Raw genomic sequence first — 12,708 nt, forward strand, 5'->3', positions numbered from 1 at the left:
TACGGAAATATCGTAGCGTCAGACTTGCGCTATGCTACGGATTTGCCCACGTTATTCTTCAGACGTCGCGCGCTTAGATGCTAGGTCGCGCATACTTTTAGGGGAGGAGAACCGACATGGCTTATGCAAATGTCGCTGATCGCAATGCGATCGAACAAGAAATGCCATGGGAAGATCGCGATCTGCCTAAGACCACGTTTGCGCTGCTCAATCAGACTGCTGACAAATTTGGGGAACGCAACGCGGTGAGCTATAGCCTGCTGTCGGACCCGGATTCAAAATGCGAAACATTGTCGTGGAACGAATTGCGCGCGCAAACCGCGCAGGCCGCGAACTTGTTTCGGTCGCTGGGTGTGGGCGAAACGGATGTTGTTGCATTCTTGCTGCCCAATGCCACTGAAGCCATCTTGACGATCTTGGGCGGACAGGTTGCAGGCATCGTGAACCCGATTAACCCGCTGCTTGATGCAGAGCAAATTTCCGCAATTTTGCGTGAAACCAACGCCAAGGTGCTGGTCACGCTCAAAGCTTTCCCCAAAACTGATGTGGCCCAAAAGGCGGCAGAAGCCGTGCGCTTTGCGCCTAATGTCAAAACCGTTCTGGAAGTGGATTTGCTCCGCTATCTGACCGGGATTAAGAAATTTATCGTGCCGCTTATTCGGCCGAAAAACCCAACAAACCACGACGCGCGCGTGCTAAGCTTTCACACTGAGATGGCGAAACAGCCCAAAACGCTCGCCTTTGCGGATAGCGAAGGGGACCGGGTTGCGGCCTATTTCCACACTGGCGGCACGACCGGCATGCCAAAGGTCGTGCAGCACCGCTATTCCGGGATCATCTATAACGCTTGGCTGGGCGCGCGATTGCTGTTCACGGAACAAGATGTGCAAATCTGTCCACTGCCGCTTTTCCACGTTTTCGCGACGACCGTGTCGCTTGGCGCGTCGCTTGGATCGGGGGCCGAAGTTGTGTTCCCGACGCCGCAGGGCTACCGCGGCGAGGGCGTTTTCGATAATTTCTGGAAGCTGGTCGAAAAGCACAAAGTCACCTTTATGATCACCGTTCCTACGGCGATGTCGGCATTGATGCAGCGCCCAGTCGATGCCGATATTTCGACGTTGCGCTTGGCGTTTTGCGGGTCAGCCCCCTTGCCGCTTGAGCTATACAAACGGTTTGAAGCAGCCGCTGGGATCACAATTTGTGAAGGTTACGGATTGACCGAGGCGACATGCCTTGTCGCGATCAACCCGCCAGCGGGCGAAAAACGGGTGGGTTCAACCGGTCTACCGTTCCCGCACACGGATATCAAAATCATCTCGGTTGCGACGGGCCAAGAGGTTGAACCCGACGAAATTGGCGAAATTTGCGTATCCAGCCCGGGCGTTTCGATGGGCGAAACCTACACCGAGGCTGATAAAAACGAGAACCTGTACTATCCCGGTGATAAATCTGAAACGCAGTATTTGCGCACGGGTGACTTAGGGCGGATCGACCCAGATGGCTATATGTGGATTACGGGCCGGGCGAAGGATCTGATCATTCGCGGCGGTCACAACATCGACCCCGCTGAGATCGAAGAGGCGCTTGCCGGGCACCCAGCGGTGGCCTTTGCTGGCGCGATTGGTCAACCGGACGCACATGCAGGCGAAATCCCCTGTGCCTATGTTGAATTGGTTGATGGGGCTGAGATTGCCTCGGACGAGCTGATCGCCTTTTCCAAAGAGCATATCCACGAACGTGCGGCATTCCCCAAGCATCTTGAGATTTTGGATGAACTGCCAAAAACAGCGGTCGGAAAAATCTTTAAGCCAGACCTGCGTAAACTTGCGATCACGCGGATTTATAACGAAGCCCTGGCCGAGACAGGTGCCACTGTTGAAATCGTGACCGAACACAAAAAACGTGGGCTGATTGCACGTATTGCAAAACCTGCCGATGTGGAGGAAAAAGTCATCGGAGACGCGCTGGCCGCCTTCACGATCGCATGGGAGATCGCCGAGTAACGCCAACGCGCCGCAATAAAAGGACGTGGATCGATGGCTAAACTCGCATTTTTAGGACTTGGCGTGATGGGGTTTCCCATGGCGGGGCATCTGCAAGCAGCAGGGCACGCCGTCACGGTATATAACCGAACGGCGGCCAAGGCCGAAAAATGGGTGACCGCGCATGGTGGCCAAATGGCCGCAACACCGCGCGCTGCAGCCGATGGCGCAGACATTGTGATGTCATGTGTTGGCAATGACGATGATCTGCGGTCTGTTTGTCTTGGTGCGGATGGTGCGTTCGCGGGCATGGCAGCGGGGACAACTTTTGTCGATCATACCACTGTTTCGGCTGCGGTAACGCGCGAATTGCACGACGCGGCCGCCGCGTTAGGCATCGCATTCGTCGACGCGCCAGTTTCGGGCGGGCAAGCGGGGGCTGAAAATGGCGTTCTCTCGTTGATGTGCGGTGGCGCGCAAGACAGCTTTGACAGCGTGGAACCCGTGCTTGCCGCCTATGCCGGTATTTGCCGCCGGATCGGTGCCAGCGGGGCCGGTCAGATGACGAAGATGTGCAATCAAATTGCGATTGCCGGCCTTGTTCAAGGCCTGTCAGAAGCCCTGCATTTTGCACAAAAAGCAGGGCTCGATGGGCGCGCGGTCGTCGAAGTTATCAGCCAAGGCGCAGCTGGAAGCTGGCAGATGGCCAACCGCTATGAAACCATGCTGGACGATCAATTCGACCACGGGTTCGCGGTTGATTGGATGCGCAAGGATCTCGGGATCTGCTTGGACACGGCAGATGAAAATGGTGCGAGCTTACCTGTCACCGCCTTGGTCGATCAGTTCTATAAGGACGTGCAGAAACTTGGCGGCGGACGTTGGGACACATCATCTTTGCTCAAGCGTTTGCAGGCATTCGGATCTCAATCCTAAAATAGCGTAATGTCTGGCGCTTCGCGTGAGGGTGTCCGAACCGGTTCAAGCGCAGGCGCTGGTCCAGCGATTTGCAATTGGCGCGCGGCACCCGTTGTCGGGGTAAACTGTACGCGACGGGCCTGATCGCCGCCAAGGCTTTGGGACACGCATGGGATGCCTTCGCGCGTCAAAAAATCCAGCGCAAAATCGGCGTTATTGCGTCCGATATCCCCTGCATGGGTTGTCATTTTAGCGCCACCAAATATCTTTGCTTGTAGTGATCCACGGTCGCCGCCCGCGCGCAAAACGCGGTTAATGAGTAGCTCCATTGCATTGACGCCATAGCGCAGGTCTTTCGACCCGGTGTCAGAACTGCTGGCCAACAGAAAATGGTTCATGCCGCCAACGCTGGCCGTTTGGTCATACAGGCACACCGCGACACAGGATCCCAAGACGGTGGACAACACGACGTTTGGATCCGCAGAGACAGCAAAATCGCCTTGGATCACTGTGATAGTTTGATGCGATTGATCAGGGGCGCGGGTCACATTCATTTTAGGTCCTTTGTATTGCCGCACGTAGCAGAGCGGGCCCAATTTCGGTGATCGGCAGAGCGCGCGCGACTCCGCCCAAAGCATGTGCGACCCGCGGCATTCCATAAACAATGGATGTGCTTTCGTCTTGGCCGACCGTTTGTGCACCCGCTTGGCGCAAAGAAAGAAGCCCCTGTGCGCCGTCTTTGCCCATACCTGTCAGAATGGCCGCAGTTGCATTTGCCGCATGTGGAACCGCAGATTCAAACAAGGCGTCAACGGAAGGGCGGTGGCTCGTTCGCGGTGGGTTTTTGTTTAGTGCAATGCGCAAGGGAAGATTTTCGGCAAGACAAAGATGTTGTTCGGTGCTTGGCGACAGATAGACCAGTCCGCGTTCCAGCATTGCGCCATCTTGCGCGGCGACAACTTTGGCCCGTGTCGCACCGTCCAGAAGCCTAATCAGACTTTGCGCAAACTGGTTGCCAGTGTGCTGCACGATCAACGTCGGCGGGCAATCCGAGCCAAAATGACGTAAGATTTGTATCAACGCATCGACGCCTCCGGTTGACGAACCCAACAGAATAAAGTTTTGTGTCGTTTCATTTTTGGCCGCAGGACGCCTGCCGAACGGCGCATTTATTGATACCATTGCTTGCTCCAGCCGTGGGGCCATTCGGATGCTGCGTGGCGCCGCCGGTGGCATAAAACGGGGGCGGTCTGGACATTGGTTTGCATGTGGCCTTGGCCCTTTGCCGAAATGTTAAAACATTGAGATGCCATCGGTATTTGGATGTTCACCGATTTGCGCATATCGCGCGCGCCGACCCGCGATGTGTTCGCGAATGCGTTGCAACCGGATTGGCGCGATTACATCGAAATAATCCACCTCACCAGAGACATGTTCGTGCGCCTCCATACGATCAAACATCAATGCAAGCTCCTCAATAGATTGCATCAAGAAATCGATGGTCTGCATCGCTGGCCTGTTTTGTACGATGCTGGTCCCGGCCATCATATCGTCAAGTAGCGCCTCTTCGAGTTGGGTCAATGTTTGTCCCAACTCACGCATCGCAGCGCTTGTGTTTTTGAGAACAGCCTTAAGATCGTGGCGGTCCATTTGTTGAACCTGCTCTGTCATAGGCGGCCAACGACGCTTTCGATACATTGTTTCATGCTCGCCGTTGTGAACGGTTTTTTGATAATATTATTGACCCCAAGTGCCTTTCCCTTGGTCACTAAATCCGCGGTTGGGTTTCCGGTAACAAGTATGAAACCGACGCGTGCTGTGGAGCGGTTTTGGCGCAATGCTTTGAGCAATTCCAACCCATCCATGCCGGGCATGTTGTAGTCGGACAGGACCAGATGCACTGGATCCGCGATCAGTTTGGCCAGTGCGGCGCGGCCGTCGTTTTCTGCTTGGTTTTTCCAAATGCCCATCTCTTCAATGGCTTGGACCAACAGCCCACGACTGACCCCCATATCATCAACGATCATAACGCGTAGCGAGTCTTTGAGGCTCATGTCTTATTCTTTCTTTTCGTCCAAGAGCGGGGCGTGCCCGGTGGATTTTTGGTAGGTTGTGATGTCGACGTTGCGAAACTTTTTGGCTGTTGGGCCACCGAGACGTTCAGAGTGCCCGATCATCATGTGCCCGTCTGGTGCCAGCAAATCATGAAAACGCGCCCAAAGCCGATGCTGGGTAGCAGGATCAAAGTAAATCGCGACATTGCGACAGAAAATAACATCGAACTCTTTTCGCATTGGCCAGGCTCCGATCAAGTTCAGTTCGGCAAATGAAATGAGGCTTTTAAGTTTTCGGTGCATCGTGATTGACCCGTCTGATGCCGTATTTGCGGCAATCATTGTATCGCGAAACGCTGCTGGAATAGCGGTTCGTTGCGTATCTGGGTAGATACCCTGTTTCGCCTGTGCGACGATCTTGGGGTCAATATCTGTGGCAAGAATTTTGATATCTAGGCTTGCAAATTCAGGGCACACTGCATTGACGATTGCCGCCATACAATATGCTTCTTGACCAGATGAGCAGGCCGATGACCAAAGGCGCACGCTCTGTCCGGCCTTTGCCTTGGTAACAAGTTTTGGCATCACCGTATTCTGCAGGTAGCTGAAATGGTGTTCCTCGCGAAAAAAATGGGTCACATTTGTCGTGAGTGCTGACAAAAAATGTGAGTGTTCATTTTGTTCTTGCGGCTGGCTGAGTAGTGCATAGTAGTCGGCAAATGTGCTCATCTTAAGCTGGCGAAGCCGTTTGGCGAGACGTGAATACACCAAAGCCTTTTTCGAAGATTGTAGGTTTAGGCCATATTTTTCCTGAGCCAAGCTAGCGATTTGGCCGAAATCCGCATCAGAAAACGCGAACTCTGCCGGCTGCAAGCTCGCCATCGTTTGGTGAGCGGTTGATGTCATGCTGCCACCGGATCGAGGCTCGGCATCAGTGCACCGAGGTTAATGATTTTGGTCATGTCGTCATCGACGGGAATGATACCCTGAATTGCACGTGTTGCGGGGTCTTCGGGACCGCGGGGCGTTTCGCGCACCATATCCGCACTCACCCCAAGAATTTCAGACACAGATTCCACCAAAAGCCCGACGATGCGATCTTCTATTGCGGTAATGATGATAACATGGCGCTCTGTCGGTTGAATTTTCTCAAAGCCGAGCTTGACCGCGAGATCGATAATTGGGATGACCGCGCCGCGCAGATTGATCACCCCTAAGACGTGGAAGGGTGAGTGCGGCAGGATCGTCACAGGGGTCCAGCGTCGAATCTCGCGAATTTGCGTAATCTCAACGCAAAAATTCTGACCGCCAGCAACAAGCGTAACGAATTCAAGTTGCTTGGCTTGTGGGGCTTCAACTTGCTGCGACATGGAGTGCCTCCTCTTCAAAATTACGTGGCGCTGCATTGAGCGCAATTGCGTCGGGGTCAATGATCAGGGCAATTTTACCATCACCCAAGATTGTCGCGCCGGAAATGCCCGAAATCGCCCCATAATTTCCCTGCATGCTTTTGACGACGACTTGTCGTTGGTCAAAGATGTCGTCGACCGCAAGCGCACATTGCGGGACGGTCTCAGTCTGAATCAAGAGGAGGACACGGTCCGTCATTGTGCGCTTATCAGGCGGATGCCCCAGCCGATCTGCCAAATCCACGATGGGCACATATTCCCCGCGGATACGCAACAACTCTCCGTGCAACCCGATCCGTGAAATGTCCGACGTATTGGGCCGAATTGATTCGAGGATGCTGGAAATCGGCACAACCATGGTTTGCCCGCCGACGTTGATGATCATGCCATCCATGACGGCCAATGTTAGTGGTAGGGTGATTGAGAACGTCGTGCCCTTGCCCGGTACGCTGCTGATTGCGACCCGGCCACCCAACGTCGTAATTGCTGTTTTGACGACGTCCATCCCGACGCCGCGGCCCGATAAATTGGTGATCTCAGTTGCCGTCGAAAACCCGGGCGCAAAAAGCAGTTGATCAATTTCTTGTTCGCTAAGCGTCGCGTCGGCCGGAATGAGCCCTTTTTCAACAGCGATCGCGCGAATGCGGGTCCTGTTGAGCCCAGCCCCGTCATCGGCAATCTCGATGACGATGCTGCCAGAACGTTGGCTTGCGGTGAGCGTGAGAACCCCTTGGGCAGGCTTACCGGCGGCTTTGCGTTGTTCGGGCGCTTCAATTCCATGGTCAATTGCATTGCGGATCATATGTGTGAGCGGGTCAGCAAGCCGTTCAACAACGGTTTTGTCGACTTCAGTGTTTTCGCCATGTGTCACAATGGCCACGTCTTTACCGGTGCCATCAGCGGCCTCGCGCGCGATCCGTAACATGCGTTGGAAAAGAGGTTTTACGGGCTGTGCGCGGATGGCCATGACGCCTTCTTGAATTTCACGCGCGAGCAATTTGTAATCATCCAAATCAGCAAAAAGATCAGAGGAATTCGGGATCGCAGCTTTTTCAAGTCGTTGAGAGATGACTGATTGATTGATGATAAGCTCGCCCACTGCGTTGATCAGCCTGTCGACCCTTTCGGGGTCAACGCGCAGGCTGATTGCGTTGCGTTTGGCTGGTTTGGCATCCGCTTTCGGTCCAGTGCTAGGTGCTTCTACGGGCGGCGTGTCAGCTGGGGGATGCTCATCCTTTGGGGCGACCTCAATCGGCGTGGTTTGCACGATATCTGGGAGATCTTCGAGTTCGATGGCCGGGGCCGCGCCGGGGGTAAGTGGCGTATCTCGCGGCGAAATCTTAAGATCGCACAGATCGTCGACAAATTGAAAAATCTCAAGAATGCCAAGGTCGGTTGCGAGGTCTTCGATCTCAATGGTCCATGTCAAATAGCCACTTTCCCAATCGAAATCGCCAAAGTCGTCGGGTAAGGCAGTATCATCGACGCTTGTTGTCGCGGACCCAAGTTCGTTGAGGGCTTTGATCAAAAGTTCGGGGTCATGGCCACAGGCGTAAAACTCGTGACTGGGCCTAAATGAAACCCGATAGCCACTTTGCTCTTCGGCATTGTCGAAATCGAGCGTCATCGCCTCAAATACAAACTCTTCTTCGGGTTGATCGTCTTCGTCTCCCAAAAATGCTTGTAGTTCATTGAGCACCGGATCGACCTGATCGCGGTTCGCGGGAATATTGTCGCGCGCGGCTTCGACCAAATCGGCCAGCACATCCCCGGCGCGTTGTAGGACCCGTAACAGGTTTTCGTCCGTTGTTAGGCGATTGGAACGTAGTTCATCCAGAACGGTTTCGAATTTATGTGCAAACCCCACCAATTCATCAAGCGCAAACGCCCCGGCCGCGCCTTTGATCGAATGCACTGCACGGAATACGGCGTTGACCGTTTCATCGTCCTCCGCGCCGTCGCGCATTTCGGTCAGACCTTCTGTCAACGCGACGATAAGGTCCTCGCATTCTTCGAAAAATGTGTCCAGAATTGAAGGGTCAGTAGCCATCTTATGCTCCAGTCAGGCGGCGAATGACGGATACCAATGCGTCGTCATCAAACGGTTTGACGATCCAGCCTGTTGCGCCAGCAGCGCGCGCGCGTTCCTTAAGTGCGGCCCCGCTTTCAGTGGTAAGCACGAGCACGGGGACTGCCCGGTTTTTTTCACCGCCGCGGATATCGTCGATCACGCCAAACCCGTCTTTGTTGGGCATATTCACATCAGTGATGACAAGGTCCGCATCAGAATCGCGGAATTTTTGCACACCATCGACGCCATCAACGGCGGTGGTGACGTCGAACCCGGCTTTTTCGAGCGCCATCGTTAGTAAGCTTCGGATCGTGCGTGAATCGTCAATTGCGAGAATACGTGTTTTCATTCTGCGGCACCTTCTTGCGCTAGAAATTGCTGTAATCCTAATGTTTTAAGGCTATCTGCACATGCGGGGCTGATGTCGCTGAGCGCAAAGCCGAATCCACGTTGCTGCCAAGATTTTTGCGCCATCACTAAGAGCTGGGCAGCCAGTCCCGGCAGACGGGTGACAGCGTCACACTTGACCATGATTGCAGATTCATAGGCTGTGTTAAGGTAATCATGCAGCTTTTCGCAGTCTTCTGGCGTCATCACCGCTGCGAGCTGATAGGGGGGGGCATTTGTTGTCATCGTAGAGGCGATCCATTCATTGCATCAATCGGCACATCTTTTGGCTTCGACTGACTTATGCCGGGTCTCCTCTTAATTTGACGTAAACAGCCGCACAAACTTGCTGACGGTATGCGCAAATTTCGATCGCGCGCAGGATCAACTGTAGGAACGACCGTGCCGCTTTGCGCTAAACGCGCCCTAAAATAATGAGGGCGGGCTTTCATCTGCGGATAGCCATCTTGCCGCTTATGCGCAGGTTACGATGACGGGTAGCAAGTCGTTCTGAAATGCGTTCGCCCCACTGTTTGCGCGGTGGGGCGATGCGATTATCGGATACGTTGCTCTGTCTTGCGATCAAACAGCATCGCGCGCTCAAGAGGGAAGGAAATACCTACGCGGATGCCTGCGCGGGACCTCTCATCACCGCGTTCTTCGACAATGATTTTCGCGCCCGAGTCAGATTTCAAATGCACATAGGACACGCCGCCCAGGGCTTCGGTCAATTCAACCGTATGGGTGTCACCGCTGGGATCGATTTCAACATGTTCTGGGCGAATACCGACGCTGACCTCAATTCCCTCTGTGGGGATCGTGACGGGCAGGGCATAGGTGCCAGCGATATCATTGAGCGTCACAGCGTCGCCAGTGGACACGCCATCTAGAAAGTTCATCGCAGGTGATCCAATAAAGCCAGCTACAAATTTATTGTCAGGATCGCGGTACAGATCCAGTGGGGCGCCAACCTGTTCAATCCGCCCGGCACGCAGCACAACGATCTTATCGGCAAGGGTCATTGCCTCTACTTGGTCATGGGTCACATAGATCATCGTCGCGCCGATTTCTTTGTGCAGACGGGCGATTTCGACGCGCATTTCAACACGCAGCTCGGCGTCAAGGTTCGACAGCGGTTCATCGAACAAAAACACCTCGGGGCCGCGTACAATCGCACGTCCAATTGACACGCGTTGACGCTGCCCCCCCGATAGGGCGGCTGGTTTGCGATCTAGATAGTCTTCGAGCTTGAGAATGCGTGTGGCTTCGGCGACTTTTTCAGCGATTTCAGCCTTGGGGTGTCCGTTCATTTTTAGGCCAAAGCCCATGTTGTCGCGCACTGTCATATGCGGATAAAGCGCATAGGTCTGGAACACCATCGCGACGCCACGTTCGGCCGGGTCCATTTGGGTCACATCGCGCGGGCCAATCGCCATGGCGCCTTCGGTGGTTTGCTCAAGCCCGGCGACCATACGCAAGAGTGTAGATTTGCCACAGCCTGATGGGCCAACAAAAACGCAGAATTCACCGTCGTTGATTTCAAGATCGATACCGTGAATGACTTGGACATCACCATATCGTTTGATGACATCCTTCATGACTACGCCTGACATGGATCGTTCCTTTCAACTAGGGAAGTGATGGGGGCTGCCAAGACTGCGCCTCGGCTCCGATTTTTTGGGCGCATTCGGTCAAAGCAGGACGGAATGCCTTGAGCCCCTCTAACGAATGACGGTTGGTGGCCGTCGCGATGGAAATCGATCCGACGACGCGTTGGCCGGGTGTCAATATGGGCGCGGCTATACTGATGATGCCCGCCGCGTGTTCTTCACGGTCAAAGGCGATGCCTTCGGCGCGGATCGTTTCAAGCTCCGCGCGCAGGGTGTCGGCGCTCGTGTGGGTTGCAGGCGTGTAGCGGTGGAACGCTTGTTGGAGCAGCGCATGTTCCAAATCTTCTTCGGGCAAAAACGCGAGGATCGCTTTGCCAACGCCTGTGCAATAGGCGGGGGCGACTTGCCCGGCTTGGGCGAGTGTTGAAAACTTTGTGCTTGCTTGGCGCTTATCGACAAAAACAACTTGGCCGCTATCGATTTGGGCGACATGCACTGCCTCACGCAGATTAGCGGCGAGCGCGTCGACATGCGGGCGGGCAATTGGCGCAAGCGATGCCTGCGACCACGCCACATGGGCTAAACGGACAAGGCGGATACCGGGCGCATAGGTTTGCGCCTCGGTATCATAGGTGAGCATACCCTGATTGGTCAGGGTTTGCAGCAGACGGTAAAGCGTGGGTTTCGGGAATTCGGAGGTCTCAAGCAATTCGCGCATGCGAACAGGGCGGCCCATACCCGCTACCTGATCAAGCACGGTGAGTGCTTTGCCGACTGTGCCGTCACCGGTCACAACGCCCATGGTTTTCCTCCCCATTTGTCGCGTCTCCCTTTGCCAATCGAGCGTTCGACATTGCCGTAAACGCGCAGCTGACTGTTGACAACGGTAACCGAGTCGCGGTTTAGTATCAATATGCAAAACGACGTCTCATATAATGAGACAATACATTGCAACGGAAGCAGTAGGGAGGAAACCATGCATTCCATTTTGAAAACCTCGTGCGCGGCGGTGGCTGCGCTAGGTATGGCAGCGTCAGCGGTATTCGCGGACGGCCACCAATTATCTGGCGATCTGAAAATCACATCGGACATGTCTAACCCTGCGCCACGCGCGGTGATGGAAGGTCTGGTTGCTGGTTTCCAAGAGATGCATCCAGAGCTCAACATCGAACTGACCGTTGTTGACCGCGAAGCGTGGAAAACACAGATCCGCAACGCATTGGGCGCAAACCCACCGGATGTCGTGAACTGGTATGCGGCCAACCGTATGGGCCCATACGTGGAGGCAGGTCTGTTCGAAGATATTTCAGACATGTACGCGGACGGCGACCTGCCGGGGCTGGATGCGGTCCAAGGCGCGCTGACGCTTGATGGCAAGCAATACGGTGTACCGTACACCTACTATCAGTGGGGCGTATATTACCGCGAAGACATCTTTAACGAATTGGGCCTGTCAGAGCCGGTCACCTTCGACGAAGAAATTGCGAACTGCCAAGTCATCGTTGATTCAGGCCGCGCGTGTTACGCAATCGGGACAAAGTTCCTTTGGACAGCTGGCGGCTGGTTCGACTATATGAACATGCGCACGAACGGCTTTGATTTCCACATGCAGCTCGCACGTGGCGAAGTTGAATGGACAGATCCGCGCGTCCGTGAAACATTCGCGAACTGGCGCAAGCTGATCGACATGGGCGGCTTTATCGCCGATCACCAGTCATACTCTTGGCAAGAAGCGCTGAACTTCATGATCGACGGCGAAGCGACATCTTACCTGATGGGGAACTTTGCAGTTGCCGCGATGCGCGAAGCGGGTCTAACCGACGCGCAGATCGATTTCTATCAATTCCCGCTGATCGGCGACTACCCACAAGGTGAAGATGCACCGACTGATACATTCCACATCCCATCTGGTGCGGAAAATAAGGACAACGCCCGCGCGTTCCTGCAATACGTGACATCGGCAAACGTGCAGACCGAAATCAACTCTGGTGATGCGCTTGGCCAACTGCCAATCAACGCAGAATCAGGTGTGGATGCGGATGAATTCCTCGAGCAAGGCTTTGCAATGCTGTCAACCAATGCCCAAGGCGGCGTCGCGCAGTTCTTTGACCGCGATTTTCCCGCGGAAATGGCCAGCGTTGGCATGGAAGGCCTGCAAGAGTTCATGGTGTTCCCCGACAATCTGGACGACATCCTCGCGCGTCTCGAAGAAGCGCGTCAGCGTATTTACCAATAATCTGAATTTGTGCCTCCCGCTTTGGTGGGGGGCACATTTGC

The 12,708-nt window shown here is 54.5% G+C and carries 14 protein-coding genes; 3 read left to right on the forward strand and 11 right to left on the reverse strand.

Translation table 11 applies throughout. From position 1 onward, the window contains the following. Nucleotides 1–116 precede the first annotated feature (116 nt). Both Yoon_RS05010 and Yoon_RS05015 read left to right on the forward strand, forming a co-directional pair. Complete coding sequence (locus Yoon_RS05010) at nt 117–2,003, forward strand: acyl-CoA synthetase (protein WP_238110695.1); 1,887 nt, start codon at nt 117–119, stop codon at nt 2,001–2,003. 33 nt (nt 2,004–2,036) lie between these two features. Then, nucleotides 2,037–2,918 carry an NAD(P)-dependent oxidoreductase gene (locus Yoon_RS05015; protein ID WP_238110698.1) on the forward strand — a complete coding sequence of 294 codons (882 nt, stop codon included), beginning with the start codon at nt 2,037–2,039 and terminating at the stop codon, nt 2,916–2,918. On the opposite strand, the gene Yoon_RS05020 is transcribed toward Yoon_RS05015, so the two are convergent. The 11 genes from Yoon_RS05020 to Yoon_RS05070 all read right to left on the reverse strand — a co-directional run bounded on the left by Yoon_RS05020 (nt 2,915) and on the right by Yoon_RS05070 (nt 11,233). Next, on the reverse strand, nt 2,915–3,454 hold the full coding sequence (locus Yoon_RS05020) for a chemotaxis protein CheD (protein WP_238110701.1): 540 nt from the start codon (nt 3,452–3,454) through the stop codon (nt 2,915–2,917). The genes Yoon_RS05015 and Yoon_RS05020 overlap by 4 nt on opposite strands. Nucleotide 3,455: 1 nt before the next feature. Next, nucleotides 3,456–4,082: a CheB methylesterase domain-containing protein gene (locus Yoon_RS05025; protein ID WP_238110702.1), complete on the reverse strand. Its 627-nt coding sequence runs from the start codon at nt 4,080–4,082 to the stop codon at nt 3,456–3,458. A gap of 111 nt (nt 4,083–4,193) precedes the next feature. Further along, nucleotides 4,194–4,550 (reverse strand): hypothetical protein, encoded by a 357-nt coding sequence (locus Yoon_RS05030; protein WP_238110704.1) that lies wholly within the window; start codon nt 4,548–4,550, stop codon nt 4,194–4,196. 17 nt (nt 4,551–4,567) lie between these two features. Continuing rightward, on the reverse strand, nt 4,568–4,954 hold the full coding sequence (locus Yoon_RS05035) for a response regulator (protein WP_113777215.1): 387 nt from the start codon (nt 4,952–4,954) through the stop codon (nt 4,568–4,570). 3 nt (nt 4,955–4,957) lie between these two features. Continuing rightward, a complete protein-coding gene (locus Yoon_RS05040) occupies nt 4,958–5,860 on the reverse strand; it encodes a protein-glutamate O-methyltransferase CheR (protein ID WP_238110705.1) in 903 nt (300 codons plus the stop codon). After that, the gene (locus Yoon_RS05045; protein WP_238110706.1) at nt 5,857–6,324 is read right to left on the reverse strand and encodes a chemotaxis protein CheW; all 468 of its coding nucleotides are present in this window, start codon (nt 6,322–6,324) and stop codon (nt 5,857–5,859) included. The genes Yoon_RS05040 and Yoon_RS05045 overlap by 4 nt, the downstream gene beginning before the upstream one ends. Next, entirely contained in the window at nt 6,308–8,413 is a 2,106-nt protein-coding gene (locus Yoon_RS05050; protein WP_238110708.1) for a chemotaxis protein CheA, read from the reverse strand. The genes Yoon_RS05045 and Yoon_RS05050 overlap by 17 nt, the downstream gene beginning before the upstream one ends. A 1-nt stretch (nt 8,414) precedes the next feature. Next, nucleotides 8,415–8,783, reverse strand: coding sequence for a response regulator (locus tag Yoon_RS05055; RefSeq protein ID WP_238110710.1), 369 nt, complete (start codon nt 8,781–8,783; stop codon nt 8,415–8,417). Further along, entirely contained in the window at nt 8,780–9,067 is a 288-nt protein-coding gene (locus Yoon_RS05060) for an STAS domain-containing protein (protein WP_238110711.1), read from the reverse strand. The genes Yoon_RS05055 and Yoon_RS05060 overlap by 4 nt, the downstream gene beginning before the upstream one ends. Nucleotides 9,068–9,375: 308 nt before the next feature. Further along, a complete protein-coding gene (locus Yoon_RS05065) occupies nt 9,376–10,434 on the reverse strand; it encodes an ABC transporter ATP-binding protein (RefSeq protein WP_238110715.1) in 1,059 nt (352 codons plus the stop codon). A gap of 16 nt (nt 10,435–10,450) precedes the next feature. After that, entirely contained in the window at nt 10,451–11,233 is a 783-nt protein-coding gene (locus Yoon_RS05070) for an IclR family transcriptional regulator (RefSeq protein ID WP_238110986.1), read from the reverse strand. A 174-nt stretch (nt 11,234–11,407) separates the two neighbouring features. Between Yoon_RS05070 and Yoon_RS05075 the strand changes: the two genes are divergently transcribed. Continuing rightward, nucleotides 11,408–12,667: an ABC transporter substrate-binding protein gene (locus Yoon_RS05075; protein WP_238110716.1), complete on the forward strand. Its 1,260-nt coding sequence runs from the start codon at nt 11,408–11,410 to the stop codon at nt 12,665–12,667. Nucleotides 12,668–12,708: the final 41 nt, after the last annotated feature.

Origin of the sequence: Yoonia sp. I 8.24 (assembly GCF_022096995.1) — a bacterium.
Lineage (GTDB): Bacteria > Pseudomonadota > Alphaproteobacteria > Rhodobacterales > Rhodobacteraceae > Yoonia.

What these genes read in the sequence shown, in the direction of transcription:
- Yoon_RS05040 (WP_238110705.1), bottom strand. Translation starts at nt 5,860, where the DNA reads ATGACATCAACCGCTCACCAAACGATGGCGAGCTTGCAGCCGGCAGAG.
- Yoon_RS05020 (WP_238110701.1), bottom strand. Translation starts at nt 3,454, where the DNA reads ATGAATGTGACCCGCGCCCCTGATCAATCGCATCAAACTATCACAGTG.
- Yoon_RS05075 (WP_238110716.1), top strand. Translation starts at nt 11,408, where the DNA reads ATGCATTCCATTTTGAAAACCTCGTGCGCGGCGGTGGCTGCGCTAGGT.
- Yoon_RS05035 (WP_113777215.1), bottom strand. Translation starts at nt 4,954, where the DNA reads ATGAGCCTCAAAGACTCGCTACGCGTTATGATCGTTGATGATATGGGG.
- Yoon_RS05065 (WP_238110715.1), bottom strand. Translation starts at nt 10,434, where the DNA reads ATGTCAGGCGTAGTCATGAAGGATGTCATCAAACGATATGGTGATGTC.
- Yoon_RS05045 (WP_238110706.1), bottom strand. Translation starts at nt 6,324, where the DNA reads ATGTCGCAGCAAGTTGAAGCCCCACAAGCCAAGCAACTTGAATTCGTT.
- Yoon_RS05030 (WP_238110704.1), bottom strand. Translation starts at nt 4,550, where the DNA reads ATGGACCGCCACGATCTTAAGGCTGTTCTCAAAAACACAAGCGCTGCG.
- Yoon_RS05050 (WP_238110708.1), bottom strand. Translation starts at nt 8,413, where the DNA reads ATGGCTACTGACCCTTCAATTCTGGACACATTTTTCGAAGAATGCGAG.
- Yoon_RS05010 (WP_238110695.1), top strand. Translation starts at nt 117, where the DNA reads ATGGCTTATGCAAATGTCGCTGATCGCAATGCGATCGAACAAGAAATG.
- Yoon_RS05055 (WP_238110710.1), bottom strand. Translation starts at nt 8,783, where the DNA reads ATGAAAACACGTATTCTCGCAATTGACGATTCACGCACGATCCGAAGC.
- Yoon_RS05015 (WP_238110698.1), top strand. Translation starts at nt 2,037, where the DNA reads ATGGCTAAACTCGCATTTTTAGGACTTGGCGTGATGGGGTTTCCCATG.
- Yoon_RS05070 (WP_238110986.1), bottom strand. Translation starts at nt 11,233, where the DNA reads ATGGGCGTTGTGACCGGTGACGGCACAGTCGGCAAAGCACTCACCGTG.
- Yoon_RS05060 (WP_238110711.1), bottom strand. Translation starts at nt 9,067, where the DNA reads ATGACAACAAATGCCCCCCCCTATCAGCTCGCAGCGGTGATGACGCCA.
- Yoon_RS05025 (WP_238110702.1), bottom strand. Translation starts at nt 4,082, where the DNA reads ATGGTATCAATAAATGCGCCGTTCGGCAGGCGTCCTGCGGCCAAAAAT.